The sequence below is a fragment of the Sapientia aquatica genome, assembly GCF_004358105.1.
GTDB classification, from domain to species: domain Bacteria; phylum Pseudomonadota; class Gammaproteobacteria; order Burkholderiales; family Burkholderiaceae_D; genus Solimicrobium; species Solimicrobium aquaticum.
This window is the reverse complement of the sequence record NZ_SMYL01000005.1, coordinates 114,797-140,843: the sequence shown is the minus strand read 5'-3', so window position 1 is coordinate 140,843 and position 26,047 is coordinate 114,797. Positions and strand designations below refer to the sequence as shown.

Sequence of the window (26,047 nt, the reverse complement as noted above, 5' to 3'; positions counted from 1 at the left end):
TTTCTGAAATTTTAACCATGTCCATTTCAAGCACCGCCTTACTCATCGTCGATATGCAAAAAGGGATGCAAAATCCTGCTGTCGGCAAACGCAACAATCCCACAGCCGAAGCCAATGTTGGGCGATTGCTGGGCCGATGGCGTGATGCCGGTGCGCCGGTTGTCCATATTCGTCATATCTCTCGATCAGCTCGCTCAGCCTTTGCACCCGGTCAAGTTGGCGTTGAATTTCAAGAGGCGCTAATGCCTTTGGCGCACGAGCATGTGGTTGAAAAAAATGTGCCCGACGCCTTCATTCATTCCAGCTTAGAAAAATGGCTCAGAATACGCTCCATTACCGAAGTCGTGATTGTGGGCGTGAGCACCAATATTTCAGTGGAATCGAGCGCACGCAGCGCGGGCAATCTTGGCTTTGGTACGAGCGTGGTGTCAGACGCTACCTACACCTTCGACAAAATTGACTATGACGGGCAACTCCACGCCGCCAGCGTAGTACATGCGATGGCTTTGGCTAACTTGGATGGCGAGTTTGCGCGGATTATCTCGACCGAACAATTGCTCGATGAAATGCAGCGCTTCACTTAAAACTAAGTAACTAACACGATAACAGGAGCAAACATGTTGAAAGTCTATGGTCATCTGAGTTCAGGCAATTGCTACAAGGTTTTTCTCACGCTGAAGCAATTACACATTCCTTTCGAGTGGATTAGCACCGATGCGGTCAAACAGGAAACCCGCACGCCGGAATTTTTGGCGATGAATCCCAACGGTAAAGTTCCCTTATTAGAAATCGCGCCCGGCCAATATTTGCCAGAATCGAACGCGATTTTGCATTATTTAGCCGATGGCACAAAGCTCTGTCCGAGCGATCGCTTTGCGCATGCGCAAGTGCTGCAATGGCTATTTTTTGAGCAATATAGCCATGAACCGTACATTGCTACTTCCCGCTACGTGATGAAGTTTTTAGGTAACCCGCCGGAGCGGCAAGCCGATATGGAACGTTGGAAAAAACCTGGAATCACGGCACTCAATGTGTTGAATACGCATTTAACGTCGCACCAATTCCTCGTTGCCAACACCTACAGCATTGCCGACATCGCGCTATTTGCATACACCCATGTGGCTGGTGAAGGTGGTTTTGATTTGTCGCCTTATCCAGCAATTTTGAACTGGCTGGAGCGCATCAAGCAGCAGCCGGATTTTGTTGCCATGTGAGCCAGATCGGGACTAAGACGCATTGAAATACCGAAAACCATGCCCTACTATGCCCCAAAGCAAGTTTATTCACGGCAAGCAACTAAAAGGTTAGGCAATGAAGACATTCGGTAAGAAGTCAACGGGCGCACGTTTGGAACGCATCAAGGCCTCGCCGCTATGGGATGGTGACCGTTTTCGCAATCAATATCCGATCGCGCCAGGGCTGCGTAATCCCGATACTTCGATGCCTTCCATCCTAGACTTTATCTGTGGCGGAGAGCGGCGCGTGCCAGTTGCCCCGCTGCCTTCGATGAATCCGTTAGAAAGCTGGCGACACAAACCCGATTCCGGTTTGCGTGCCACGTGGTTGGGTCATTCCACAGTGTTGATTGAAATCGACGGCTTACGGGTGCTGACCGACCCAGTGTGGGGCCAACGCGCCTCCCCTTCGCGCATCGCTGGTCCAAAACGCTTTCAGCCAGTGCCGGTGGCACTCAAAGCCATGCCACCGGTCGATCTCATCGTGATCTCGCACGACCATTACGACCATCTGGATTACTTCACGATTAAAGCGTTAGCCAAGTCTGACGTCCCGTTTGTCACCTCCCTAGGCGTGGGCGCACATTTGGAAGCGTTCGGCATTGCACCAGAACGGATTACCGAATTGGATTGGTGGGAAACTTATACGCTGCCCAATACCGGCTTAACGGTCACCGCCGCGCCATCGCAGCATTTTTCTGGACGCGGGATTAAAGATCGCAACACCACGTTATGGTCGTCGCTGGTCATCAAGTCAGAAAAACATTCGGTATTTTTTAGCGGCGATACTGGATTGACCGGCCAGTATGAAGAAATCAAAAACCGACTTGGCCCGTTTGATTTGATTATGTTGGAAGTTGGTGCATTCCACCCTGCGTGGGGCGATATTCATCTTGGCCCTGAAAACGCGATGAAAGCGCACGCACTGCTCGGCGGCGGGGCATTTTTGCCGGTGCATTGGGGAACCTTCAATCTCGCCATGCACGCTTGGGATGCGCCGGCTGAAGCGCTATTTTTGCACGCCGAGAAAAGCAATATCCCGTTAATCATGCCGCAGCTAGGTCAAGCCGTTGAACCTATACAGACTGAGCTTGTGAAACCGTGGTGGCGCGCGGTTGATACCGCCGAGTTGCCCAAATCCGAAACCGAAAAAGGTGATCAGAATGCTGAATCACCTTTGCCAAAATCCATGCCGTGGCCGCTTGATTAAGCAAACACGACTGGCTCAAAATGTTCAACAGTTGGAAATGGATCATAGAAGTGGTGCAGCAAACGCTTCCATTCTTGATATTGCGGCGACTGTCTAAAGCCTATCGTGTGATCTTCTAACGTGGCCCAATTCACCAGCAACACATAGCGCTGTTTATTTTCTAAGCAGCGTTGAAGTTGATGCGATAGATAGCCTTTCATACTAGCGATGATGGGGCTTGCTTGTTGGAAGGCGAGTTCAAACTGCTGTTCTTGCCCGGCTTTAACGTCTAACGTGGCGACTTCTAAAATCATGGCGATGCTCTTTTAGTTTTTGGAAAGTCGCTATTCTAACAAATGCAGCTCACGCACTATCCGAGCTGTTTTTCATTTCATGGCGCACGCCATTCAAATAATGCGGCGATAAGATTTCGACTTCATGTTCGTTGAATACGTCTTGAATATTGGCGTACAACATGTCGATGGTTTCCGCTCTTGGTCGGGGGACTGGCGGGATTACATGGCAGATTAATTTATATTCGGCATAAAAATCCGCCAACCCTGTTTGAATGACTTTAGGTGCAGGTTCATTGAGTACCCCGGGCGTACGCAGCGCCGCTTCGCGCAACATCGCTTGGATATCGCGCCACGGTGTATCGTAGCCGCTGCTTAAATTCACATCGACGATATAGCCAGTTTTGCCCGATTCGTGGCTTTTTACGCCCTTCGAATAATTGCGCGTGACATTGCTCAACACCAGCGAATTGGGCAAGGTCAATTCAATTCCGATGCTATTGCGGATGCGCGTGGTGAACATACCCATTTCAACTATCGTGCCTTCGTTGTCTTGCACGCGGATGAATTCGCCGCGCCGATAAATGCCCGCGTAAGTCAGAATCAAACCGCTGGCGACTTGCCCAACCAAACCCGATGCGCCCATCGAAATCATTAAACCTACCAAGACCGAAACGCCTTTAAACGCTTCGGTCTGCGCACCGGGCAAGTACGGGTACGCCATCGCCAAAGCAAACAACCAAATCGCCATATTGGCGATGCGTTTGGTCGTTCCCGCTAGCTCGGCATCGAGCCAATCGAGCTTAATGACTTTATTTTGTACGCGCTCAAAAAAACGGCCCATCGCTTGAGTGGCGATTCGGGCTAATAAGAAAATCACGCCAACGGTAAATAAATCGGGAATCGCTTTTAACATTGCCGTTCCCAACATCAGCGCAAAGCTAACAAAAAAACCATTCAGGTTTTCTCCCCAAGGGCGCGTAATCGGGAACTGCGCCATCAACGTGCTTAACCATTCGTAGCTTAAAATCAAAATTAGTAACCACGCCATTGCTTCGACCACATGGCTAAACAGCCACAGAACACGCTCGCGGCTAATGAGTTGCGCGCTGGTTTGATTGATTTGACTTAATTGATCGATTTTGGAATTAGCAAACGCCACAATCCGCAACTCAATCACCCGCTCCACGCGCCGCACTAGCCAGACCAGACCGACATAAATAAGCGTCACCAGTAGCGCGATGCCAAAGGCGCGCAACATAAAATCGACGCTGCGGCTTTCGTGCGTTTCTTCAATGATTAAGTTAAGTACATCGACCGCGTTTTGACTGGTGGTTTGCAGGGTTTCTTGCTGAAACTGATCGATGTCTTCGGGTGCGATGTAAAACGCTCCTGCGCCATCGATTTGAATCAACATGCCCGGCGGCATCGGCGTCATGCTGGCTTGATGTTTGCCGCCAGAACTGAGTTGTTTATCGATACGGTTTTTTGCCCGCTTTACCCGATCGATCGGCTCAATACCCAGCACCGTTGCACGCAAGGTCACAATGTCGCGATTAAAAATTGTCAGTACCGCTTCGCCATCTTTATCAAGGGAAGCTGCGCTGCCATCGACTTTTTTTTCGGCGCTTACCGTTGCGAGCAAACCGGACGAAACATCGTCGGAACGATGCGATGTTGGCTGCGACCATGAGGACAACGGAATCAATAAAAATAGTGCAAAGCAAAGTGAGGTGATGAATTTCATAGCGGAGTACAAAAATGCGATAAAAGCAGCCTTCGAGTCAGCCTGAAGTTGAACGAGTGCAGACTGCGAGCAAAAACGACTTGATCAGATTGACGAGCGAGAGCAAAACTAAGGCCCGCGGACAGACCCGTATTTTAATAAGTTTACATGCAATAAAAACACGTTATTGTTAATTAATTCAGAAATCGAGGTCAATTTATTTACTTCTGGCAATTCAAAACGTGATGTCCAGTAAAATGCAATGCATTAACCACGACCATCGTGAGCAAACCCGCTTTTTTTCCAATCGCCTCAATTAGGTTTTATGACTTCAAGCCCGCAACTGCCCCAATCACATCAACGTCCATGGGAATCTTTAAATGGCGTCGATGATGCAGAAATTTGGATTGCCAATAGCAATCTGGAGCTGAATTTTTTCTTGGAACAGGATAAAAACGCCGGCCAACCATTAGGCCAAGGAATTTGTTTTGAATTGGATTTGGGCGGTGAAATTTATGTGCATACCACCAGCGAAGGCATGCTGTTATTGGATGTAACGCCCGAAGCCGAATGGGCTGCGCCGATCATCGCCGCTTGCAGCAACGCCCAAGCACCGCGCGGGCAAATTTGGATTTTGCCGGAAGATAGTTTGGTACAGCTTTTATTGGGATTGAATAGTTTGATTGCCAGCAGCCGCATTGTGCTACAGCATGAGTTTGGATTGCAGTATCGCTTAGGAGTTTAAAGCAAAAAGAGGATTTACCTAGTCGCGATAAATCCTCTTGAAGTCACCGCTAAATGCGCCAGCGAATCCACGTTCTTGGATCGACATAGCCCATCAACAAAATGCCTTTATAGCGTCGGCGGTAAATCACTCCCGCACCCGCCACCGCAATCACCATCAAAATTTGACCGATAAATTTACTGTAGCCTTGATCGACAAACGGCGGCATATTCGACGGCATTGTCGCGGCGTTCAAGCCGTGATCGTAAGTCGCCCCAATGACTTGCTCGGAATCGTTAATTGCATTGGTAATGAACAAACCCTTGCCGCTGTGATGTAGCGTCATTTTATTGTTACGCCACACGAACGACATTTGGTCGTCGCCGACGCGCAACGTGCCAACGACATGCCCTGCATTATTGATGCCAGTTGCAAAACTCTCGCCACGGCCAATTTTTGCGCCTAAATCGATCATTTTTTGACCGTCATACAAAAAGGCATGCCAGCGGTGATCGGCGGTCTCGGACGCGCCAACAATCATGCCTTTATCATTAATTGCCGTGGCCGAACTGGATCGTCCGCCAAGGGTACCTAGATCAACCATGCCATGTTCTGCATCGTAGATAAAAGCATGTCGATGCTCGATCACATCGGTTGCCGCGCCTACAATTTGCCCTGAATTATTGATGCCATTGGCATAGCTAATCTTGCCGCCCAAGGTGCCTAAGTCTTTCATCGCTTGACCGGGTTGCTGCACAAACGCATGCCATTCGCCATTGGCGGTATCCGAGAAACCGACCGCCACACCGTCGTTATTGAGCGCGGTGCCGTGACTGTTGGTGCCGCCTAACGTGTCGAGCACTTGCATGCCGGTGGCGCGGTTATACAAAAATGCGCGCCATGTGCCGTCTTTCTGGCTGGCAGAACCGATGATTTCACCTTTGTTATTGATGCGCTTGGCTTCGCTGCCTTTGCCGTCGGCCAGCGTTAATTCAATCAATTTACCGTTTTCGAAAAACACCCCGCGTTGATTGCCGTATTCGTCTTCAATCACCGCTGCGACTTGACCTGCGGAATTCATATCGTAGGCGACCGATCCGCCTTTGGCTGGCGGCAGAACGCCCAAGGACTGGGGAGCAGCTTGGCAGACAGCAGCGCTGAGCAGGGATAGCGCCACAACACAGTTTTGTAAGGTACGAGACATTGAACGCCCTTTCGCATTGGGATGAAAAGAAAAACCAAGTGAAACCGAGTGGAAACCCGTCCAATATACATTGTTATTTCTCGGCGTCAATATTAACGTGAAACAATCATAGCAACATAAAAAAGGAGAGCGATCTGCTCTCCTTTTTTTGCCTTACCAATCGTTATCGCAACCGATTACTCTTTTATCGAAATGTCTTGGTGCGCTAAGTCATACACTGTTATGCCATCGTTATCACTGGCCATGCGCAGCCAATTAGGATTATCCAAGGTGCGCTGCATATCGCGTCGCCCAGCTTCCCAATGCGCGTTCATGGTGGCGCGAGAAAACTCGTAGTCTTTGGATTCGAGCTCATACCGATTTTGGCGATAAATTAAATGCACGATATCCAAATGCGCGGTCTTAGTTGCCTCCATTAAATGCTGAACTTCTGGGTCGTTGCGCATGCTCGCTGGCAGTTTTGCGATTAACCGTTGCACGGATTGTTTGGCCCGATGCAATTCAGCTGCTTTGTCTGTTCCTAAACGGGTACGACTCGAGTACTGAATGTCTTTTTGGCGCGATAACACACCGCCCATATTGACCGGCAACGCTCCACGCGCGCTGAACAAATCGACTTGCACCGCCATCGTTTTTTTCATATCGCGGTTATCCAACACATATTGCAACGGCGTATTTGACACGATGCCGCCGTCCCAATAGGGTTCGCCATCGATCATTACTGGCGCAAACGCTGGCGGCAAGGCGCCACTGGCCATAATGTGTTCAGGCCCGATGATTTGCTTGGTGTTGTCGAAATATTCCGAGTTACCAGTTCGGACATTTACCGCGCCAACGGATAAACGCACACGCCCGCTGTTGAGCAAATCAAAATCAATCAGGCGTTGCAACGTCGCTAACAGCGGCGCGGTATCGTAATAGCTGATCGCTCCGTCAGTGCCCTGCGGCTGAAACATCGGTGGCGGCACCCGCGGTTTATAAAATCCTGGCACCCCCCAAGAAGCTGCCATCGATGCGCCCATGTGATGGATAGTGGACCATTGTTGATCAAAAATAGGGGCAAACATGCTGCTCGTCGAGGTGACCAAGTTCCAAAATTCTTGCAAGCGCTCTACCCGACGATGCGGCTCGTTACCTGCAATCAAAGCAGAATTGATCGCGCCAATTGATACGCCCGCCAACCAATGCGGCTCGGTTGGAATTTTCGCCAACGCTTCAAACACACCCGCCTGATACGCACCCAACGCGCCACCACCTTGCAATACCAAAGCAATGTGTTCATGGTCGAGTGCCGGTGGGCGATTGTGCCTTAGGGGAGTTGCGCTCGGCTTGCTTGCCACCTTAGCGGGGGACTTATTTGCGGACTTAATTGTGGTCTTAATTGTTGGCTTAGCTGCTGGCTTAGTTGCTGACTTAGTTGCTGACTTTGCTGCCAACCTGGCCGATGGTTTTGCTTTGGGAAGCGCTGTATTCGCTGTTACTCGTTTGCGGGTAGTAGCCATGAATGAATTACTTTCAATTGGAATTAGAACGATTGAAAAACTATTCGAGTGCAAATTTGTGAGTTAAGTGCTGGTCGCACTGAGTTGATTAAAAATCTAGCACAGCAACAGTAACACAAAGGGAGAAAGAGAATCTGCCCAGCCATTGGCAAGGGGCAGAAATTACACACAATTAAACAATTGTCATACCGCGGGCATTCAAGAAAGATGGCTCATCACCACCAAACCCGGCCCATCACTTTGGCACGCGCCCAACCGACCAACATGACGAAAACGATGAGCAAACCGGTGCCAATAATTTCAATCTGATGATCTTCTTGCGTCGCCATAAAAATCAACACGGAGACAATAAATACAATCACCAAATAGCTTAACCAAGGGAACAGCCACATTTTAAAATTAGGCGCCTCACCGTTTTTTTCTAAACGTTGTCGTAATTTAATTTGTGACCAAGCAATCACCACGTACACACACAAGGCAATCGCGCCAGAGGTCGCCAGCAACACATCAAACACCGCTTTCGGCACCGCGTAATTGGCAATCACGGTTAAGAAACCCACCACCATCGAACCCAAGACCGCATTGATCGGGGTACCGCTTTGATTGGTTTGCTTGAATAAGGGAAAAGCGTCGCCGCGCGCCGCTAAGGAATACAACATGCGCGAGGCAGTATATAAGGCCGAATTCAAACAACTCGCCACCGCCAACAACACGACCACATCAATAATCGCTTTCGCATGTGGCACGCCGATTAAATCCAACACGCGCTGGTAGGAACCAACTTCAGGCAAGGCCGGATCATTCCAAGGAACCAAGGCAACGACGATGAAAATCGAACAGAAATAAAACAAGCTAATCCGCCAGATTACCGAGTTAGTCGCTTTTACGATTTGCTGTTGCGGGTTGGCCGATTCGGCTGCTGCAATCGTCACAATCTCAGTACCCATGAAGGTAAACATCGTTGTGAGCAACGCGCCCAATACCGCGCCAATTCCAGCCGGCATAAAGCCGCCGTTACTCAATAAATTAGAAACACCGCTGACTTGGCTGCCCGGAATCAGACCAAAAATCGCCGCTGCGCCAACCACGATAAAACCAATAATTGCCACCACTTTGGCTAGCGCAAACCAGAATTCAAATTCACCGTAGTTTTTAACGCTAAATAAATTAGTAATCGTCAATAAGATCGTGATACCCAAAGCGAAGGCCCACAGCGGCACACCCACAAACCACGCATTCAAAATCGTTGCCGCGGCAGTTGCTTCCAGTGGAATTACCAGCACCCAAAACCACCAATACAACCAACCAATAATATAACCAGCCCAAGGACCAATTGCGCGATCCGCATAGGTAGAGAACGAGCCTGAATCGGGCTGCGCCACCGCCATCTCACCCAACATCCGCATGACCAACACCACCAACAAACCCGCCAACATGTAGGCAATGATTACCGCTGGTCCAGCTTTGGCGATGGCGTGGCCTGAACCGACAAATAATCCAGCGCCAATCACGCCGGCAATCGAGAGCATGGTTACGTGACGATCTTTCAGTCCACGACTTAATGCTTGTTGTTCACTCATTCGGAATCCTTTAATTTTGTATAGGTTTTTTTACAGGCAATTGTCACGTCTCAATGACAATTGAAAGGCGGGATTTGGCAAAACGCTTATAGTAATTGAACTTAGTTATTTAGTGAATGAAGTTCTTCGCTCAAAACGATGTTTTTTTACTATCGATGCAGTAAAAAAAACGAAATAAAAAAACGGCTGAGCGCAATGCAATTCAGCCGTTTTAATGTTTAAGAGACTTCAATAAAACTAATTAACGTTATTAAAAACATCGCTTAAAACTTGTGTCCTAATTTAGATGCTTTAGTTAACAAATAACGTTCGTTATGCGGGTTCTTTTTAATGATTAACGGAATATGTTCAGTGACCTTAATACCAAGATCGGTCAACGCCGCCGCTTTGCGCGGATTGTTGCTCATTAATTTTACCGAGCTAATTTTTAAATGCTGCAGCATCGGCAAACAGATACGGTAGTTACGCTGATCAGGAGCAAAGCCGAGCGCTTGATTGGCTTCGACCGTATCAGCGCCAGCATCTTGTAAGCGGTAGGCGTGAATTTTATTGAGCAAACCAATGCCGCGGCCTTCTTGACGCAGGTATAGCAGCACACCGCGACCTTCTTTGGCAATTTTTTGCATCGCGGTTTCAAGCTGTGCGCCGCAATCGCAGCGCTGGCTGAATAAAGCGTCACCGGTCAAGCATTCGGAGTGCAAGCGCGCCAAAACCGGCTGACCGTCGGCCACATCGCCCAAGGTCAAGGCCAAATGTTCTTTACCGGTTGCCGCCTCAAAAAAAGCATGCAGTTGAAACGTGGCAAACGTGGTTGGCAGTTCGCACGATGAGATGTACTCCACCTTGGCAGGTCCAGTCGGCGCGGTTACGGTAAAGGCTGAATGGGCAGTTGGTACAAGCTCGGTGTTATTTTTATTGCTAGGCATGCTAAGTCACTTACTCTGATTAATTTAACTGGTGGGGCATGAGATTACCCTAATTTCGTGTCCAAAAAAAGCATCAGAGAAGCGCTTAGGCCAACCATCATGCAAAAACAATTAAGCAATGATCAATTAATGCGGCGCTGGCTCGGTTAAGGTGCCATTTTGGTAATCAAATACCGCTTGCTCAATCTCAGCGCGGGTATTCATCACGAAAGGGCCGTATTGTACTACTGGTTCGCCGATTGGTTTTCCAGCTAAAACAAGAAATCGCGTCTCTTGACCCAAACTTTGCACCTCAAGGCGACCACCTTCGGACAGCACACCTGCGCTGTGGTTGTTGACTATCCGCTCGCCAATCTGCACTTGGCCTTCATAGGTATAAATAAAAGCATGGTGCAGCTCTGGCACATCGATACTGAATGTAGTGTGTGCGGGTAACATTACATCGAGATACAGCGGCTCGGTGGTGACGCCCTGAATCGGGCCTTCTACCGGCTTATCTTCCACGACGATGCTGCCGGCGATCACTTTGACAAACCCACCGTGACTCAACGTCTGTTTAGGGATTTGATCTGGTTGAATGTCGCGGTAAAGCGCTGGCTTCATTTTCTCGCTAGCTGGCAAGTTAATCCACAATTGGAAGCCACGCATACGGCCATCGACTTGCTCTGGCATTTCGGAATGAATCACACCGCGACCTGCTGTCATCCACTGCACGCCGCCGTTGCTGATGTGACCGACGTTACCCATATGATCTTCGTGACGCATGTGCCCGTCGAGCAGATAAGTCACCGTGTCAAAGCCACGATGCGGATGGGCGGGGAAACCGGCTATGTAGTCGCCCGGATTGACCGACGAAAATTCATCTAACATTAAAAATGGATCTAAACGCGCATAAGGACCGCTACCCAGACTGCGCATCAATTTCACCCCAGCCCCATCGGATGTTGCCATGCCGGGAATTTCGCGCTGCAAAGTGCGGATTTGCTGTGTTAAGTTAGTTGATTGTGCGGTGCTGTTCATAGCGATCCTTTTCGATTTTTACCATCTAGTTTTAACAATTTTCAAACCATCCCATCAATCCACCGCCACAAAAACGGGCGGGATTGATGAGTCCAACGAGACAACCGTAAATTACGCTGCCAATGCCAAATTCAATTGTGCGATTTTATCGTGCGCTTGTGTCAAAGCGGCTTGCTTGCCCTCTTCGCCCATATTCAAACCTTCGGCATACACAAACTCAACATCGGTAATACCCAAGAAACCAAAGAAACCACGCACGTAGTCCGTTTGTGTGTCCGCTGGTGTGCCAGCATATTTACCGCCGCGGGTAGCAAAAATCACGGCTTTTTTACCGGTTAATAAACCCACAGGGCCTTGTTCGGTGTATTTAAATGTACTTCCAGCGCGGGCAATGTGATCGAAGTAGGCTTTTAACACAGACGGCAGACCGAAGTTATAAAACGGCAAACCGAGTACGACGATGTCGGCGCTTTTCAATTCGTTGATTAAACCATCAGAAAAATCCACCACCGCTTGTTGCTCCGCGGTGCGGGTTTCTGGCTTGCTCAAGAAAGCGCCAAAACGCTCGCCGTCCAAATGGGGGATCGGGGACGTTGCCAAGTCGCGCACAATCACTTTGCCGTCAGCATGATCGGCTTGCCATGCGGCGACGAATTTATTGGCTAACAAGCTTGATTGGCCTTGGTTTGAGAATAAGCTGCTGTTGAGTTGCAATAAGGTTTTCATGATGTTTGTCCTCAGAAATTGAGTAATGGGGCGATTGGGCAACTGGTTTTGAGTAAATTGATCCAATGGCGTCATTTAATCATTAAATATTTAGATTAAAAAGATCAATAATTTGACTGATATAATCAGTTTTTTAGATATATTTACTCACTATGTCCGCTTACATCACGCTTGAACAATGGCGCGCTTTAGTCGCCGTGGTTGATACCGGCAGCTATGCCAACGCCGCGCTGGCGCTGCACAAAAGCCAATCTTCGGTCACCTACGCGGTGCAAAAATTGGAATCTTTGCTAGGCGTGAGCGCCTTTGAAGTGCAAGGCAGAAAATCCGAACTAACCTCGACCGGCCAATTACTCTATCGGCGCGCCGTGCATTTACTCAATGAAGCCGAAGCACTGGAGCGGGCTGCCAAGCGGATTTCCGCCGGTTGGGAGCCCGAAATCCGCATCGCCGCCGACATTATTTTCCCGAGTTGCTTGCTGCTGGATTGCTTTGCAGAGCTTGCCAAAAAGAGTCCGCATACTCGAATCGAATTCATTGAATCGGTCATGGGCGGCACGCTGGAAGCACTGCTCACCGGACAAGTCGATCTCGCCATTGCCGCATCAATTCCCCAAGGATTTATCGGACGGCATTTAATGCAATTACGTTTTATTCCGGTCACCCATCCCGAACACGCGCTGCATAAACTGAATCGACCATTAACGGTGCGTGATTTAGAAGCCGAACGCCATCTGGTGATTCGCGAATCCGGTTCCAAACGTAACACCAATAATCTGCTTACCAATACCTCTCAACGCTGGACGGTGGGACACAGTTCCACCTCGATTGAAGCGGTGGCGCGCGGTTACGGCTTTGCCTGGTTCCCTGTCATCAACATTGAACAACAGTTAAACGACGGCAAATTAAAACAATTACCCTTCAAAGATGGCGGTGAGCGCTTTGCCTCAATGTATTTAATCTTTGCCGATCCCGATGCGACCGGTCCCGGAACGCGCTATTTGGCAGAGCAAATCGAGAAAATGGTCAGTCAGATGTGCGCCAGCCATAAAGCATAAAGTGCTATTTCGGCAGGCGCTTTCTGGTATTCTGCCGAGTTGATAAATTCAGGCTTTGTCACGCTATTTGAGCCATCCCTTCCTGTTTTCGCCTAACCCATCAAGGACCACAATGATTCGTCACCTAACCCGCGCCGCATTTTTTAGCCTAGCTCTGTGCTCAGTTGCACACGCCGAAGACACTTTTCTGGGCATGGACGTGATCGACGCCAAACCCGCCAATGAGGTCTGGATTGATTCCGGCTTCTATTCCTATCACTTTGACCGCAACGCCAATTTAAATGGCGACAATTACGGACTGGGCGCGGAGTACCGTTTTTCTGATGTCAGTGCTGTGACCGTTGGCCGTTTTTACAACTCCGACCGTCAGTATTCCAATTACGCGGGCGTGTATTACCAGCCACTGGCAATCGGCCCGGTAAAACTCGGCGCGGTAGTGGGTGGATTTAACGGCTATCCAAAGATGAAAGACGGCGGCTGGTTTTTAGCGGCGATTCCGGTCGCGACGGTGGAATGGAAACGTGTGGGGCTGAATGTGGCGTTTGTGCCGACGTTAAAAGATCGCTTGTATGGCGCGATCTCGTTTCAGCTCAAGGTCAAAGTGTGGGATTGATCCCGGTAGAAATGGTCAGATCAGCAAATAACTTTGCGCTGGTCTGACCTGGCAGCATCAATGCCTTATCTGCTGTTTTTCAATTACTCCATGCAATTATCCCCGACGCTGTCCCTCAAGCTCGACATGCGGATGCGTATTCGGGTAAATCTGCTCCACCTTGGGTTCGTTAGGCCCCGGATTTTTCATTCCATACGCGTTGACTGGCTGGGAACGATTCACCCATAAGGCGTAATACAAATGATCGGCGCGCGGATCCTCGGTATTGGGGTGTATCAAAATCGTTAATCCAAGGCTATTCAACTGCAACCACGGCACGATAATCGGCAGCAAATCGTTGGTAAAGCCAAAGTAAAACGATGGCGTGACGTGCGGGCCGCGCGGTTCTAGATTCCAATCGCCCAATTCCACCTTAAACCGCTCTGCCACCCATTTACGAATTAGCGCGGCTTTATGGTAATTGTCTTCATCAAAATAAATATGCGCGTGGTAGCTCTCGATGTCGGTGTAGGCGCGCGGCAATGCCGGTAATTGCTGCTCACCCGGACGCACGTTAGGTGGGCGCGGTGTTGGTGCTAAGTCAGTGTGCTCGCCCCAAGGGCTTTTACCCGCTGTAGTTTTTGGGGCAGAGACCTCTTGTGCCGCCGCGCTGCCAGCCAATCCACTGGCCGCTAACGCCGCCGCCAAACTACCGCCGCGTAACAAAGCGCGTCTGGTCGGAGAGAGCAAATCTGCCCAACGTTGATCATCTGCTTCCCTAGGAAGTGAATTGATGTCGCTCATAGTTTTTTGTCCTTTCATCGCTCAGCGTTGCAGTCGCCTTGTCGGTCTGCAATCGAGGACTGAGGTTATCGAATTCAGGTAAAAATTTGAACGAAGATTTTCGGGTTTGGTTATAACTTATTTGGGCAATGCGTCAGACTTTGTGAAAAATACAAATACAAGCGCGATACTCGCCTTGTCATTACCAAAGAACGAAATGGGATTGTGAAGTTAACGAGGAGCAGTTAGGCAAGAAATGCCTAGATTTCGCGGAATTCCCATTGCAACATTGATGTCCCCAACCGTGCGTTGCAACGAACCATCACGGATTGCGGCGTCAAATGCGGTTTGTAATTTTTTCGCCCAATCTGGATGACGAGCATTGACCAATAAGTACGCGGGTTCAGCAGAGAGCACATCGCCCACTTCAACGATTTGGCCGTCTAAATGCTGCTGCTTGAGCATAATATTTCCGTTTAGCGTTGAATCAATGACGATATCAAATCGCTTAGCCATCAGCATTTTGTACATTGACTCGTGGGTGCTGACGGTTTGAAACTTTAATTTATTCTCTTTGGCGTACTTGACCCCTGCTTTCGATACATAAGGTACGGCAATAGCTAGATCATGATTGCTAATAACGTCAGAAACGCTGAGGTGACTATCGGCTCGGGCAAATGCCACCAATTCAGAGCAGGCGATCGGGCCGACCAAGATTATCTTGTCCTTAACCGGATCAATCGCTGATTTTACACGGGCAAACTCTGCATCGACCTCGCCGTTGGTAACCATTTGAAACGAACGTTCGCCAGGAAAATACTCAATCGTCGTGGAAAATCCAGCCGATTTAAAAACTTTTTCTATGACTTGGCTGTAGGGGCTTAATTCGATTGCGGCGGATATTTTGGCATTTTGCGCGAACGAATTACTCGTGTTTGCAATGCTTGCAATCAGCAACGCTGCAGCGATACAACTCACTTTATTAGCCATAGGAGACTCTTCAGTTTATTGCCAAATTGAAAGTTTGATTTGATTGATCAAATCCGCCGACGATCATTGTCTTGCATTAGTTCAAACGAGCAATATTCGCCAGCGCCCAAAATGTGCCGTTTCAGATAGCCCTTCACATCAAAACCGAACAGCTATTTCAGTGCCACATCAAGAATTTGAGTAAACAGGCTGATCGCCCCACCAGACGATCAGCTCACTATTTAACTACGATTTGCCATTGACTTAATGTGCGGCAGTAATATCGCTCAGCCGATCAGGTTGCCATTCTACTCGCGTTAATTGCGGATATTTCTGCCCGTCGAACCACGCCAGACGCACCGTCGAATAGCTATTACTATTTTTAACTAGCAGTTCGATAGGCTTTTTCGATTTAGCCGCCGTAGCGATCGCGTTATCGAGTTCGTCGCTGCTGTATTCTTCGCCTGCCACGGCAACGATAGACATACCAGGAGTTAAGCCAGCGTCAAATGCCGGACTGCCCCAAATCACATCGTTGACCGCACCTTTGTCGTTCCCAGCAGAGACGATAAGACCCAAAGAGTAGCTACGGTCGGTCACTTTATTGGCCTTTTCCGATGCCTTGAAAAACGCGCTTGGCGTGTCGCTGTAAGTTAGCTTCCATCCACCGCGGACAATGCCATCCAACGGCGCTCGCACTTCGTGGCTGTTTAGTCGTTGGGTCAAGAAAGCACGCCAATCATAGGCTTGCACGCCATTCAGTGTCGCGACCACATCGTCAAAACGATACGGCGTGACCTTCATGCTGCCGTTATCGATACCGTGGAAAGCGTGGGTGAAATCGTCTAAGGAATGTTTATTGGCCGACAGTTCACGAATCTTCGTATCGACATCAAGCCAGACCAATTCACCTTCTGGATAGTAATCCACGGACCGGCGGGAGCTAACCCACGCGCGTGGTTCGTAATACAGACGTTGCGCAGCGTCAGCGGTATCTTGCAACGAACGCCATGCGCGACCCGGAACATGATCCATCTGCGCCGCCGTCATCGCCAATGCGTCGCGGTATTGTTGCGCGTTCCAAAGACCGGAACGTGCAGTCAGGACATTACCTAAATATTCGGTCAAGCCTTCATACACCCATAGCAAATCGCCTTCCATCGGTGCGCTGTAATCCGGCGTGGCCAAACCTGCGGGACGGCGGAATTTGCCATTCCAAGAATGCACATATTCGTGCGGCAGCAAACCTGCGCCGCGAGCGAATAGTTCTGGGTCAGTGAAAAAATCGGCATAGATACGGTCGTCGCTCGATTGATGATGTTCTAGACCAAATGAGCCGGTTTTATCAGAAACCGCAAACAGGAAATCGTAATGACCGTAATGTTGAGCACCGAACAATGCCACGGCCTGTTTCACCATCGCTTGATGACGTGCAATTTGTTCAGGCGTGACTTGGATGTTGGCGTCGCGGTCGCCGAACACATTCAGACGCACCGGTACAGAAGCGCCCGGTGCTAAGTCGATCTGTTTGTAATTCACGCCGGTGAATAAGGGCGAATCAACTAACTGTTCAACGCTGACTTGGGCGAAGCGGATTGTGCCATCTTGCTCCACCTTGCTATCGAGCGCGGTAGCGAAATGCCATCCGCTAGGAACGCGAATACTGGAGACAACAGGAATTTGGCGCACGGCATAACCAGCCGGATAAAACGTCACTTGGTTCCATTCCAGCTCAGCCAGATTCGGCGTAGCGGACGTGCTTTGACCAAATTCGCCGCCGCCCGCTGGCGATAAATAATCAAACGCCAACTCAAGTTGGGCGACGCCGTCCGGTACTTTTAAATTGAGCGAAAACATATCCACCAAATCACGCCGCCAACTAAGCACTTGGCCCTTGGCAGAAATTTTTAGATTAGTCACATTGTCCAGCGTGCCACTTGGGGAATGCTCGCCCGGAATCCATTTCGGATAGCGCAAGGTGAGCGCGCCGGATTTAACTGGAATAGATTCATGCACATGAAACAGCTTGCGCGGTGCGTCACGCAAGTCAACATCGAGGGCCAATGTTCCAAAATATGGCGTGTCTTTGACGCTGTCGGCCGACGCAGCCAACAGCGGTGTTACAGTCGCGCTGGCCGCCAGTAAAACGTGCAAGAGTGGCTGCCATGGCAGCTTAGAATTTTTAATCATGCGGTGCTCCCTTTATTGTTATCAATTGTGATCCAACGATGGTTAGTTCTTGCCTTTCTGCTTGAAAAGGCGTTCCCAGTACAAGGCATCTCCAAATTTTTAAAATGTGTAGCCACAAAAAATTGGATTTCACAATTCTCCTACATTTTAGTAAAAGATGCTTTGGTGCAAGTCAGAAGCACGATTGTGCATAGAACATGTGGCCACAATAAATGATTCAAAAAAAAATACCCCCATTTACTCGAACGATAGATTTCGTTCGAATTAATGGGGGCAATCTGCTTTATGTACGCTAACTTATTGGGATGAAGTCACAGCACGAACCTCTCAAATAAGTCACACCAAGCGACTTCCTACGCGGTGCAAAACTATTACGCTAACAACGCCAACAATGCTTTGGCTGCTGGTTCCGATGAAGCGGGATTTTGGCCGGTAATGAGCAAACCATCGGTCACCGCATACGGATGCCAATCTGCCACTTTGGAATACACGCCGCCGTTGTTGACCAGCATATCTTCGACCAAGAACGGCACGACCTTGGTCAGGCCAACCGCCTCTTCCTCGGTATTAGTAAAGCCGGTTACTTTCTTACCATCGACAACCGATTTGCCGTCAGCCGTTTTAGGATGACGCAACACCGCTGGCGCGTGGCACACCGCTGCTACTGGCTTGCCGGCATTTAACGTTGCTTCGATCAAAGCGATTGAATTCGCATCTTCGGCCAAATCCCATAATGGGCCGTGACCACCGGGATAAAACACCGCATCATAATCGCCTGCTTTAACGTCGCTGAGCTTCTGGGTTGCTGCTAACACAGCAATCGCGGCTTTATCTTCTTTGAAGCGCAGGGTTGCTTCGGTTTGGGAAGCCGGATCATCGCTTTTTGGATCCAGTGGTGGCTGACCGCCGAGTGGCGACGCTAAGGTAATATCCGCGCCCGCGTCTTTAAACACGTAGTAAGGCGCGGCGAATTCTTCTAGCCAAAAGCCAGTTTTTTCGCCCGTGTTGCCGAGTTTGTCGTGCGATGTGAGAACCATTAATATTTTCATGTTGTTTCCTGTTGCTTTCTGTTGTGGTGTTTTTTACTGCTGGTGAAAATTAAATGCGAACGATGAGCTTGCCGAAATTTTTGCCTTCAAGCAGGCCGATAAATGCTTGTGGCGCGTTTTCTAAACCGTCCACGATGTCTTCTCTGAACTTGATTTTGCCTTCTTTAATCCAGGTACTCATTTGACTAAAGAATTCAGGGTAGCGATGACCGTAATCATCAAAAATAATGAAGCCTTGAACCTTGAGTCGCTTAGTCAAAATCGTGCGGGTCAACAAACCTAAACGGTCTGGACCGGGTGGCAATGCGGTGTCGTTGTAATGGGCGATCAAGCCGCACAGTGGGATACGTGCGCCGGTATTTAACAACGGTAAAACCGCATCAAACACCGCGCCGCCAACGTTTTCAAAATACACGTCTATCCCGTTGGGACACGCTTGATCTAACAACTTTTTCAAATCCGGACTGCGGTGATCGATACATGCATCGAAACCCAGTTCTTCCACCACTGAGCGGCATTTATCCGCACCGCCTGCAATTCCCACGACACGGCAACCTTTTAATTTAGCGATTTGCCCAACCATGGAACCCACCGCACCGGAAGCCGCGGCGACCACCACGGTTTCACCGGCCTTGGGTTGACCAATATCGAGCAAGCCCATGTATGCCGTAAAGCCAGGCATACCGAGAGCGCCAAGCGCTAATGATGGATGATCCATGCCCGCTAACTTGATCAATCCAACGCCATCGGAAACAGCAAAATCCTGCCAACCGGCGTAGGCCAAAACCAGTTCACCAGCCTTGAAATCAGGGTGATGGGAGACTTCAACTTGCGAAACGGTCGCACCCAACATGACCGCGCCGATTTCCACTGGCGCAGCATAAGACTTAGCATCGCTCATCCGACCGCGCATATAAGGATCTAAGGACAGAAAAAGGTTACGCAGCAGAACTTGCCCCTTGGTTGGGACAGGAATGGCCGATTCTACTAAGCGGAAATTGTCTGGAACTGGCGCTCCCACCGGACGAGAATGTAAAGTGATTTTGCGGTTAATTGTTGAATTTTGAGTCATATATTCACCTCGTTAAAAGAAGATCGTCGATATTTGCGATGTTAAGCAAATGGTTAGGCTAGGCCAGAATCCCGTGCTTGAATGGTGATCAATTCGATGTGCGGTCGCATTGATGATAAATAAGTTATCGCCACTAAATTTATCCACCCACTAGACCGGTCGTCTAGAAATCAAGTAAAAAAATTGAGCAAACTAAAATGAAACACTTCAATTTGCTCAACCAATACCTTGTTACTAGTACCAACAGCAATCTAGTCGCCTACGCAATTAAATTGACTGAAGCCGAATTATAACTGAAATTAGACCAGTCGTCTAAGGCACACTTTTATCTCGGTTAAATCGCCAGGTCGTGTGCCCTCAAAAGGTCATTAACCCAGCGAAGTCCAGAGGTTATCCCAATCTTCAGGCTCAAAACTGCCCTCGCGCTTGAAGATAAATTCGTTCTTGGCACTGACGACAAAATGGGTGGGCTGACGAGTAATAATGCCAAAACTATCTTTATGATTTGGAGCATTACGCCACACCATCGGAAAGCGCTGTTCTTTGGGAATGGATAAGGAAATGAGCTGACTATATTGGTCAAAATCAGCCTTGGTTGGGTCAATGTTGACGGCTAACAAAACGAAATTGCGCTTAGCATTGGAAACGTAAAATTCACGCATCAACTTCAAATCGCGCGAGCACAGATTGCAACCAGCGGTAAAAAAACTCACCAAAACGGTCTTCCCCAAAAAATCCGTCAACTCTATCTTTTTGCCATTGGCATCGACACCAGACAAAGTCAGTTTAGGAATGTCTTTGGTATCTTGCGCAAATAATGTCGGACTCATCGCCGCGCTCGAACTTAACGCGCTAGTCAGTGCAAATTGCATCCATTGTCGTCGATCCATGCCGGTTATTCCCTAAGTTGTCGTTATGAGTAAAGTAGTCGAAATTTCTCGCTATATCTTACAAAATTAAGCGGGAAAATGCTCTTTTTCAACATTTTTTGCGGAAATATTTTGCAATTGTTCATAGAAACGCGCGTTTTTCGGATAACAAGGCGTCCATGAGCGGTTGCGCTGCGTCGGCAATACGATCCAAGCTAGTTTCACGCAAGGCGGATAAATCGACTTTGGTTGCACCGGCCGTTGCGCCGAGACCTGCCCAAGTTAGCAATGCTTGGCAGGCGTCTGGGTGGTCGAACAGACCGTGCAGATAAGTGCCCAGTAATTGACCATCCGCCGAAATTGCACCTTCTGGACGTCCGTCGATATAAAAGGCAGGCGTAGCTAAGGCGGTGCCGGTGGATATTCCCATGTGGATTTCATAACCAGTCACAGCAACTGCGGCGGCGCTAAAAGCACACTGCCCGCTTACGTTCGCAAGTCGCTTTTCAGCACCGATTGCCGTGTGCAGATCAAACCAGCCCAGTCCGTCGGATTGTCCTGATGTTCCTTCCACGCCATCGGGATCGGCAATTGTCTTGCCCAGCATTTGAAAACCGCCACAGATTCCAATCACTTTTCCGCCATAACGCAAGTGGCGTCCAAGGGCGGCGTCCCATCCGTGCTGGCGTAAAAATTCCAAATCCGCACGGGTGTTTTTGCTACCCGGCAGAATGATTAAATCGGCCGCAGGGATAACTTGCCCAGGGCCGATAAATTGCAAATCCACCTCAGGATGTGCGCGTAACACATCGAAATCAGTGTGATTACTAATACGCGGAATAACTGGAACGACGATGCGAAACTTTTGAGCAGAGTTCAAATTAGCACTAGCAACTTGCGCCGTTTGAATCGCATCTTCCGCATCCAAATGCAATCCGTGTAGGTAAGGTAAAACAGCTAAAACCGGCTTCCCAGTTTGTTGCGCTAGCCAGGTTAGGCCCGATTCCAGCAAACTGATATCGCCGCGAAATCGGTTAATCACGAAGCCAATAATCCGTGCGCGCTCGGATTCGGACAGGCAAGCGAGCGTGCCAATAATGTGGGCAAACACACCGCCTCGATCAATATCGGCCACCAAAATAACCGGACAATCAACCGCCTCGGCAAATCCCATATTGGCAATATCGCGGTCGCGCAAATTGATCTCCGCCGGACTTCCCGCCCCTTCAACAATGATGCTGCCGTATTGTGTGCTAAGCCGCTGGTACGATTCCAGCACCGCGTCCATCGCGACCGTTTTGTATTCATGGTAATCACGTGCATTTAAATCAAGCACTGCTTTGCCATGAATAATAATTTGCGCGCCGGTGTCGCTCGATGGCTTTAGCAACACTGGATTCATATCGGTGTGCGGCGCAATTCCAGCCGCTTGGGCTTGCAGGGCTTGCGCTCGCCCTATTTCTCCACTATCCGCTGTGACTGCACTATTCAAGGCCATATTCTGCGGTTTGAATGGAACGACTTTAACGCCTTGGCGGGCCAGCAGTCGGCACAGCGCCGCGACAACGGTCGTTTTACCCGCGTCCGATGTCGTGCCTTGCACCATTAGAGTTTTGTAGGGAAATTGCATGGATATCGGCTGAAATGAATTCGTCATGGAGCAAGCTAAAACGATGCTTGCCTTATTTGCGATGGATGCGCGCTATGTCTAATTTTTCGCACAACTCGGCGGTACCAGCAATCATTCTCGGCCCCGAGCGATTAATCAGATTGCCATCGACTAAAAACAAATTATTACGCTTGACTGCCAACATCGCTGGATAACGCTTCCATATCGCCACGCCGCCGTCGGAAGGATTTTTTTCTGATGTGCCAATAATCGCCTCTGGATTGCGGGCAATCACTGCTTCAATGCTGACAGTGGGCGCTGTGACTTTCATGTCAGCGAAAATATTGACGCCACCACAAACACGAATCGCTTCGCTCACAATATGCTCACCGCTGAGCGTATACAAAGGCTTATCCCAAACTTGATAAAACACCGTCACCGGCGCGCGTCCAGCGTATTTATCGGTTAACGCTTTGAGTGTTTTTTGCAAATCGGCTGCCACTGGATTGGCTTCGCGCTCAGTGCCCATCAACTTACCGAGCTTGACGACGCTAGCGGGAATATCTTGTAACTGGGCCGGTTCGCTGTAAAACAGCGGGATGCCTAATTTGCGCAATTGCGCTACTTGTTTATCGGAACTGCCGTGTCGCCATACGACGATTAAATCCGGCTTCAACGCAATAATTCGCTCCACATCCACGTCACGGTTGTCACCAATATTAGGAATTTTTTTGGCCGCTTCTGGGTAGTCGCTGTAGCTCACTGCCCCCACAATACGACTCCCGCCGCCTGCGGCAAATAGCAATTCGGTCGCGTGTGGCGCCATCGAAATAATCCGCTGCGCCGGCTGCTTTAGCGTCACTTCTGCGCCTTCGTCGTCTTTGACACTGATTGCAGCCAAGGTCGCTTGTGCAACTAGGCTAAGCATCACCATCACAAACACATTAATTTTATTCATTTTCAATTACATCCTTGGGTAACATTTATTCCGAAAAAAGTGATCGAAGCTAGGCAATTGCAATTAAGCTGCGCTACCTTTTAGCACCAATGGCAATCCGGCGGTGACCAATACAACGTTCTCACAACGCTTAGCGACTTCTTGATTTAAACGCCCCGCTTCGTCCACATAACAACGCGACACCGCACCGAACGGAACAACACCTAATCCCACTTCATTCGAGACGATGATGAGGTCGCCATTCAGACTTGCAAGAGAATCCAAAAACAATCCGCGCTGCTCGATAAATAATGGCGGCATTTCAATCAATCCAACTTCTGGATAATCAACGCGCTCGGCAAACAGTAGATTGGATAACCATAAGGTCAAGCAATCGACCAAAACGATGCGCTCTGGCGCACACCATTGCTGTATGGCTTGCGCTAAGGCTATCGGCTGTTCGACCAATTGCCATTGTTGCGGGCGGCGCTGCTGGTGATGTTCAATGCGCTGCTGCATCTCGGCGTCGTATGCTTGCCCTGTGGCGATATACACCACTTCTTTGCCCGACTGGGCAGCGAGTTGTTCGGCATAGCTGCTTTTGCCGGAACGTGCACCACCTAAAATAAAGCTACGGGTCATCTGATTACTCCCCCATTTAGTGATGTGCGGCCCGCGCTACCATTCGATCCCCGCTTGCGCGACGATGCCATTTTGAAACGCATGTTTAACTTCTTGCATCTCTGTGACGGTATCGGCAATTGCGATTAACTCAGGCAATGCGCCACGACCGGTTATGATGACGTGCTGCATTGCAGGTCTGGCTTGCAGATCGGCGATCACGTTGTTTACGTCTAAATAATGGTATTTCAAAGCGATGTTAAGTTCGTCCAACAAGATTAAATCCACCGTTGGATCGGACAAATACTGCTGGCATATTTTCCAAGCGGCTTCGGCTTTTTCAATATCGCGTTCACGATTTTGGGTTTCCCAGGTATAGCCTTCGCCCATCACATGAAAGCTCACTTCATTCGGAAAACGCTGCAAAAATTTTTCCTCGCCGGTGGACATCGCACCTTTAATAAACTGCACCACCACCGCCTTCATACCATTACCCATGGCGCGAATCACCATGCCAAAACCGGACGAGCTTTTGCCCTTGCCGTTACCTGTGGTGATGACAATCAATCCTGCTTTGCGCTGAGCTTGTTCGATTTTGGCGTCGATGATTTGTTTTGCTTTCACCATACGATTGCGGTGGCGTTCATTGATGCCAGCTTGATCGTGGTTTGAGTTGTCAACGTTGTCGCTTTCTTGGCGCATAAAATTCTTTCGAAGATAAATCAATCTATTTTCATGTTGTTGGAAATATTCACGATCACGTGATTTCCATAGTCCACCGACTCGGTTGTAGTGGCAGCACTGAGCGCAACTTGTTCGGCATTGTTTGCTAACGCACAGGCTTGCAACATACGAATTGTGCCGGCGTGGCAAATGACGATTACCTCGTTCAGCTCATGTTGATGCCAGCGCAGCAAGTCGGTATAAAAGTCCGAAACTCGTTGCGCCATTTGCAATACCGTCTCACCACCGCCAACCGAATAATGAATTGGGTTAGCGGCCCACGCATCGATTTCAGCGCGTTCAATCGCGTCCCACGCCTGCATTTCCCAAAGACCAAAATCCATTTCAACTAAACGCGCATCGAACTTAGGCGTTGGAAATTGATAGGCCAAATATTGTGCTAATTTGGCGCAACGTTGCAGCGGGCTGGAATAAAGGGCTGCCTTGCGCGGTAAATCACTGATGAGCCGCTCAGCGACCTGTTTAACCTCAGCGTCAGTCACATCCAAATCAGTGCGCCCATAGCAAAGTCCTTTTGCAATGATAGGTTGCGGATGGCGAATCAAAAAAAGTCGCATGGCGATCTCCACTCAAAACCCAATGCGTAGCGAGGAAAGGATACCTAGATAGAAAAACACTTCAGTCAACTGCTGCACCGCGCCTAGACAATCACCGGTATAACCGCCAATCCGCCGAACAAATACGCGCGCCATCCATATCGCACTAACGATCACGCCAAGCAATCCGCAAGCTAAGCTGAGCCAACTAATCCAACCCCAATACAGAACGACAACAACCGGCAGCATTGCGCATACAACTGCCGTTGCAAATTCTCCCGTGCTCATGTGCTGCGCCAAAGGCTTGGCTTTGCCTTCTGCACGCACATAATTCAACGACCAAATTAACGCCGTTGATGCAAGGCGCGACAATGGGTGCCCTAACACTAAAGCTACCATCACTGCCGAACTCGGTAGATAAAACAATGCGCTGCATTTGAGCGCCAACATCAACGTAATCCCAATTGCACCATACGCACCAATGCGCGAATCTTTCATGATTTCTAGCGTGCGTTCAGCAGTTACCGTGCCGCCAAAACCATCACACACATCGGCAAAGCCATCTTCATGAAAAGCGCCAGTCAGATAAATCGTAAAAATCGTGGACAGCAAAACCGCAACCATTTGCGGCAACAAGAGGGAGCAAACAAAATACATCGCTGCGCCTAATGCACCAATCAATGTGCCAACCAATACAAAATAGCGGGATGCCTGATGCAGCCATTGCTCTTCAAATCCGACCCAACCGGGGATTTGAATGCGGGTGAAAAATTGCAAGGCTATAAAAAAAAGCCGCACTTGGTGTAACAACCAAGCGCGTGCTTTACTTATTGGATTGGATGGGGTGAGATTATTTTCCATGGCCTTAAAGTTGAACAGGAAACCAACTTACC

At 49.2% G+C, this 26,047-nt stretch carries 26 protein-coding genes; 6 read left to right on the top strand and 20 right to left on the bottom strand.

Annotated features, from left to right (window positions below; genetic code table 11):
- The first annotated feature begins 17 nt into the window (after positions 1 to 17).
- From E2I14_RS11595 to E2I14_RS11585, 3 genes are all read left to right on the top strand, one after another.
- A complete protein-coding gene (locus tag E2I14_RS11595; protein WP_133328639.1) occupies positions 18 to 584 on the top strand; it encodes a cysteine hydrolase family protein in 567 nt (188 codons plus the stop codon).
- A 33-nt stretch (positions 585 to 617) separates the two neighbouring features.
- Entirely contained in the window at positions 618 to 1,214 is a 597-nt protein-coding gene (locus E2I14_RS11590) for a glutathione S-transferase family protein (RefSeq protein ID WP_133328637.1), read from the top strand.
- Between the two features lie 97 nt (positions 1,215 to 1,311).
- Complete coding sequence (locus E2I14_RS11585) at positions 1,312 to 2,445, top strand: MBL fold metallo-hydrolase (RefSeq protein WP_133328635.1); 1,134 nt, start codon at positions 1,312 to 1,314, stop codon at positions 2,443 to 2,445.
- Here the strand turns inward: E2I14_RS11585 and E2I14_RS11580 are convergent.
- Positions 2,442 to 2,738 carry an antibiotic biosynthesis monooxygenase family protein gene (locus E2I14_RS11580; protein ID WP_133328633.1) on the bottom strand — a complete coding sequence of 99 codons (297 nt, stop codon included), beginning with the start codon at positions 2,736 to 2,738 and terminating at the stop codon, positions 2,442 to 2,444. The genes E2I14_RS11585 and E2I14_RS11580 overlap by 4 nt on opposite strands.
- Before the next feature lie 49 nt (positions 2,739 to 2,787).
- Entirely contained in the window at positions 2,788 to 4,464 is a 1,677-nt protein-coding gene (locus E2I14_RS11575; RefSeq protein ID WP_133328631.1) for a mechanosensitive ion channel family protein, read from the bottom strand.
- A 304-nt stretch (positions 4,465 to 4,768) separates the two neighbouring features.
- On the opposite strand from E2I14_RS11575, the gene E2I14_RS11570 reads away from it, so the two are divergent.
- Positions 4,769 to 5,188, top strand: coding sequence for a hypothetical protein (locus E2I14_RS11570; RefSeq protein WP_133328629.1), 420 nt, complete (start codon positions 4,769 to 4,771; stop codon positions 5,186 to 5,188).
- Positions 5,189 to 5,237: 49 nt separating this feature from the next.
- Here E2I14_RS11570 and E2I14_RS11565 read toward each other — a convergent pair whose 3' ends face one another.
- From E2I14_RS11565 to E2I14_RS11540, 6 genes are all read right to left on the bottom strand, one after another.
- Positions 5,238 to 6,371: a DUF3466 family protein gene (locus E2I14_RS11565; RefSeq protein ID WP_133328627.1), complete on the bottom strand. Its 1,134-nt coding sequence runs from the start codon at positions 6,369 to 6,371 to the stop codon at positions 5,238 to 5,240.
- A gap of 176 nt (positions 6,372 to 6,547) precedes the next feature.
- Positions 6,548 to 7,873: a patatin-like phospholipase family protein gene (locus tag E2I14_RS11560; protein ID WP_206105628.1), complete on the bottom strand. Its 1,326-nt coding sequence runs from the start codon at positions 7,871 to 7,873 to the stop codon at positions 6,548 to 6,550.
- A gap of 215 nt (positions 7,874 to 8,088) precedes the next feature.
- Positions 8,089 to 9,453 carry a GABA permease gene (gabP, locus tag E2I14_RS11555; protein WP_133328625.1) on the bottom strand — a complete coding sequence of 455 codons (1,365 nt, stop codon included), beginning with the start codon at positions 9,451 to 9,453 and terminating at the stop codon, positions 8,089 to 8,091.
- Between the two features lie 263 nt (positions 9,454 to 9,716).
- Positions 9,717 to 10,379: a GTP cyclohydrolase II gene (gene ribA / locus E2I14_RS11550; protein WP_133328623.1), complete on the bottom strand. Its 663-nt coding sequence runs from the start codon at positions 10,377 to 10,379 to the stop codon at positions 9,717 to 9,719.
- Positions 10,380 to 10,505: 126 nt separating this feature from the next.
- Positions 10,506 to 11,399 carry a pirin family protein gene (locus E2I14_RS11545; protein WP_133328621.1) on the bottom strand — a complete coding sequence of 298 codons (894 nt, stop codon included), beginning with the start codon at positions 11,397 to 11,399 and terminating at the stop codon, positions 10,506 to 10,508.
- 111 nt (positions 11,400 to 11,510) lie between these two features.
- Positions 11,511 to 12,125 carry an FMN-dependent NADH-azoreductase gene (locus E2I14_RS11540; protein WP_133328619.1) on the bottom strand — a complete coding sequence of 205 codons (615 nt, stop codon included), beginning with the start codon at positions 12,123 to 12,125 and terminating at the stop codon, positions 11,511 to 11,513.
- A 152-nt stretch (positions 12,126 to 12,277) separates the two neighbouring features.
- Here E2I14_RS11540 and E2I14_RS11535 point away from each other — a divergent pair, with 152 nt between their 5' ends.
- Both E2I14_RS11535 and E2I14_RS11530 read left to right on the top strand, forming a co-directional pair.
- The gene (locus tag E2I14_RS11535) at positions 12,278 to 13,183 is read left to right on the top strand and encodes a LysR family transcriptional regulator (protein WP_133328617.1); all 906 of its coding nucleotides are present in this window, start codon (positions 12,278 to 12,280) and stop codon (positions 13,181 to 13,183) included.
- A 112-nt stretch (positions 13,184 to 13,295) separates the two neighbouring features.
- Complete coding sequence (locus E2I14_RS11530; protein WP_133328615.1) at positions 13,296 to 13,796, top strand: hypothetical protein; 501 nt, start codon at positions 13,296 to 13,298, stop codon at positions 13,794 to 13,796.
- A 96-nt stretch (positions 13,797 to 13,892) separates the two neighbouring features.
- Here E2I14_RS11530 and E2I14_RS11525 read toward each other — a convergent pair whose 3' ends face one another.
- From E2I14_RS11525 to E2I14_RS11470, 12 genes are all read right to left on the bottom strand, one after another.
- Positions 13,893 to 14,579, bottom strand: a complete 687-nt coding sequence (locus tag E2I14_RS11525; protein WP_133328613.1) for a DOPA 4,5-dioxygenase family protein — start codon at positions 14,577 to 14,579, stop codon at positions 13,893 to 13,895.
- A 210-nt stretch (positions 14,580 to 14,789) separates the two neighbouring features.
- A complete protein-coding gene (locus E2I14_RS11520) occupies positions 14,790 to 15,548 on the bottom strand; it encodes a substrate-binding periplasmic protein (protein ID WP_133328611.1) in 759 nt (252 codons plus the stop codon).
- A 243-nt stretch (positions 15,549 to 15,791) separates the two neighbouring features.
- Positions 15,792 to 17,717 carry a M61 family metallopeptidase gene (locus tag E2I14_RS11515; protein WP_133328609.1) on the bottom strand — a complete coding sequence of 642 codons (1,926 nt, stop codon included), beginning with the start codon at positions 17,715 to 17,717 and terminating at the stop codon, positions 15,792 to 15,794.
- A 371-nt stretch (positions 17,718 to 18,088) separates the two neighbouring features.
- On the bottom strand, positions 18,089 to 18,766 hold the full coding sequence (locus tag E2I14_RS11510; protein ID WP_133328607.1) for a type 1 glutamine amidotransferase domain-containing protein: 678 nt from the start codon (positions 18,764 to 18,766) through the stop codon (positions 18,089 to 18,091).
- A gap of 49 nt (positions 18,767 to 18,815) precedes the next feature.
- A complete protein-coding gene (locus E2I14_RS11505) occupies positions 18,816 to 19,838 on the bottom strand; it encodes an NADP-dependent oxidoreductase (protein WP_133328605.1) in 1,023 nt (340 codons plus the stop codon).
- 368 nt (positions 19,839 to 20,206) lie between these two features.
- Complete coding sequence (locus E2I14_RS11500) at positions 20,207 to 20,728, bottom strand: TlpA family protein disulfide reductase (RefSeq protein ID WP_133328603.1); 522 nt, start codon at positions 20,726 to 20,728, stop codon at positions 20,207 to 20,209.
- 121 nt (positions 20,729 to 20,849) lie between these two features.
- Positions 20,850 to 22,337 (bottom strand): cobyric acid synthase, encoded by a 1,488-nt coding sequence (locus tag E2I14_RS11495; protein ID WP_133328601.1) that lies wholly within the window; start codon positions 22,335 to 22,337, stop codon positions 20,850 to 20,852.
- A 52-nt stretch (positions 22,338 to 22,389) separates the two neighbouring features.
- Positions 22,390 to 23,274 carry a cobalamin-binding protein gene (locus tag E2I14_RS11490; RefSeq protein ID WP_133328599.1) on the bottom strand — a complete coding sequence of 295 codons (885 nt, stop codon included), beginning with the start codon at positions 23,272 to 23,274 and terminating at the stop codon, positions 22,390 to 22,392.
- A 63-nt stretch (positions 23,275 to 23,337) separates the two neighbouring features.
- Entirely contained in the window at positions 23,338 to 23,895 is a 558-nt protein-coding gene (gene cobU, locus E2I14_RS11485) for a bifunctional adenosylcobinamide kinase/adenosylcobinamide-phosphate guanylyltransferase (RefSeq protein WP_133328597.1), read from the bottom strand.
- Positions 23,896 to 23,931: 36 nt separating this feature from the next.
- A complete protein-coding gene (cobO, locus tag E2I14_RS11480) occupies positions 23,932 to 24,576 on the bottom strand; it encodes a cob(I)yrinic acid a,c-diamide adenosyltransferase (RefSeq protein ID WP_133328595.1) in 645 nt (214 codons plus the stop codon).
- Between the two features lie 20 nt (positions 24,577 to 24,596).
- Positions 24,597 to 25,175 (bottom strand): alpha-ribazole phosphatase family protein, encoded by a 579-nt coding sequence (gene cobC / locus E2I14_RS11475; RefSeq protein WP_133328593.1) that lies wholly within the window; start codon positions 25,173 to 25,175, stop codon positions 24,597 to 24,599.
- A 12-nt stretch (positions 25,176 to 25,187) separates the two neighbouring features.
- Positions 25,188 to 26,015, bottom strand: a complete 828-nt coding sequence (locus E2I14_RS11470) for an adenosylcobinamide-GDP ribazoletransferase (RefSeq protein WP_133328591.1) — start codon at positions 26,013 to 26,015, stop codon at positions 25,188 to 25,190.
- Between the last annotated feature and the right edge of the window lie 32 nt (positions 26,016 to 26,047).

What these genes read in the sequence shown, in the direction of transcription:
- E2I14_RS11595 (WP_133328639.1), top strand. Translation starts at nt 18, where the DNA reads ATGTCCATTTCAAGCACCGCCTTACTCATCGTCGATATGCAAAAAGGG.
- E2I14_RS11590 (WP_133328637.1), top strand. Translation starts at nt 618, where the DNA reads ATGTTGAAAGTCTATGGTCATCTGAGTTCAGGCAATTGCTACAAGGTT.
- E2I14_RS11585 (WP_133328635.1), top strand. Translation starts at nt 1,312, where the DNA reads ATGAAGACATTCGGTAAGAAGTCAACGGGCGCACGTTTGGAACGCATC.
- E2I14_RS11580 (WP_133328633.1), bottom strand. Translation starts at nt 2,738, where the DNA reads ATGATTTTAGAAGTCGCCACGTTAGACGTTAAAGCCGGGCAAGAACAG.
- E2I14_RS11575 (WP_133328631.1), bottom strand. Translation starts at nt 4,464, where the DNA reads ATGAAATTCATCACCTCACTTTGCTTTGCACTATTTTTATTGATTCCG.
- E2I14_RS11570 (WP_133328629.1), top strand. Translation starts at nt 4,769, where the DNA reads ATGACTTCAAGCCCGCAACTGCCCCAATCACATCAACGTCCATGGGAA.
- E2I14_RS11565 (WP_133328627.1), bottom strand. Translation starts at nt 6,371, where the DNA reads ATGTCTCGTACCTTACAAAACTGTGTTGTGGCGCTATCCCTGCTCAGC.
- E2I14_RS11560 (WP_206105628.1), bottom strand. Translation starts at nt 7,873, where the DNA reads ATGGCTACTACCCGCAAACGAGTAACAGCGAATACAGCGCTTCCCAAA.
- gabP (WP_133328625.1), bottom strand. Translation starts at nt 9,453, where the DNA reads ATGAGTGAACAACAAGCATTAAGTCGTGGACTGAAAGATCGTCACGTA.
- ribA (WP_133328623.1), bottom strand. Translation starts at nt 10,379, where the DNA reads ATGCCTAGCAATAAAAATAACACCGAGCTTGTACCAACTGCCCATTCA.
- E2I14_RS11545 (WP_133328621.1), bottom strand. Translation starts at nt 11,399, where the DNA reads ATGAACAGCACCGCACAATCAACTAACTTAACACAGCAAATCCGCACT.
- E2I14_RS11540 (WP_133328619.1), bottom strand. Translation starts at nt 12,125, where the DNA reads ATGAAAACCTTATTGCAACTCAACAGCAGCTTATTCTCAAACCAAGGC.
- E2I14_RS11535 (WP_133328617.1), top strand. Translation starts at nt 12,278, where the DNA reads ATGTCCGCTTACATCACGCTTGAACAATGGCGCGCTTTAGTCGCCGTG.
- E2I14_RS11530 (WP_133328615.1), top strand. Translation starts at nt 13,296, where the DNA reads ATGATTCGTCACCTAACCCGCGCCGCATTTTTTAGCCTAGCTCTGTGC.
- E2I14_RS11525 (WP_133328613.1), bottom strand. Translation starts at nt 14,579, where the DNA reads ATGAGCGACATCAATTCACTTCCTAGGGAAGCAGATGATCAACGTTGG.
- E2I14_RS11520 (WP_133328611.1), bottom strand. Translation starts at nt 15,548, where the DNA reads ATGGCTAATAAAGTGAGTTGTATCGCTGCAGCGTTGCTGATTGCAAGC.
- E2I14_RS11515 (WP_133328609.1), bottom strand. Translation starts at nt 17,717, where the DNA reads ATGATTAAAAATTCTAAGCTGCCATGGCAGCCACTCTTGCACGTTTTA.
- E2I14_RS11510 (WP_133328607.1), bottom strand. Translation starts at nt 18,766, where the DNA reads ATGAAAATATTAATGGTTCTCACATCGCACGACAAACTCGGCAACACG.
- E2I14_RS11505 (WP_133328605.1), bottom strand. Translation starts at nt 19,838, where the DNA reads ATGACTCAAAATTCAACAATTAACCGCAAAATCACTTTACATTCTCGT.
- E2I14_RS11500 (WP_133328603.1), bottom strand. Translation starts at nt 20,728, where the DNA reads ATGGATCGACGACAATGGATGCAATTTGCACTGACTAGCGCGTTAAGT.
- E2I14_RS11495 (WP_133328601.1), bottom strand. Translation starts at nt 22,337, where the DNA reads ATGCAATTTCCCTACAAAACTCTAATGGTGCAAGGCACGACATCGGAC.
- E2I14_RS11490 (WP_133328599.1), bottom strand. Translation starts at nt 23,274, where the DNA reads ATGAATAAAATTAATGTGTTTGTGATGGTGATGCTTAGCCTAGTTGCA.
- cobU (WP_133328597.1), bottom strand. Translation starts at nt 23,895, where the DNA reads ATGACCCGTAGCTTTATTTTAGGTGGTGCACGTTCCGGCAAAAGCAGC.
- cobO (WP_133328595.1), bottom strand. Translation starts at nt 24,576, where the DNA reads ATGCGCCAAGAAAGCGACAACGTTGACAACTCAAACCACGATCAAGCT.
- cobC (WP_133328593.1), bottom strand. Translation starts at nt 25,175, where the DNA reads ATGCGACTTTTTTTGATTCGCCATCCGCAACCTATCATTGCAAAAGGA.
- E2I14_RS11470 (WP_133328591.1), bottom strand. Translation starts at nt 26,015, where the DNA reads ATGGAAAATAATCTCACCCCATCCAATCCAATAAGTAAAGCACGCGCT.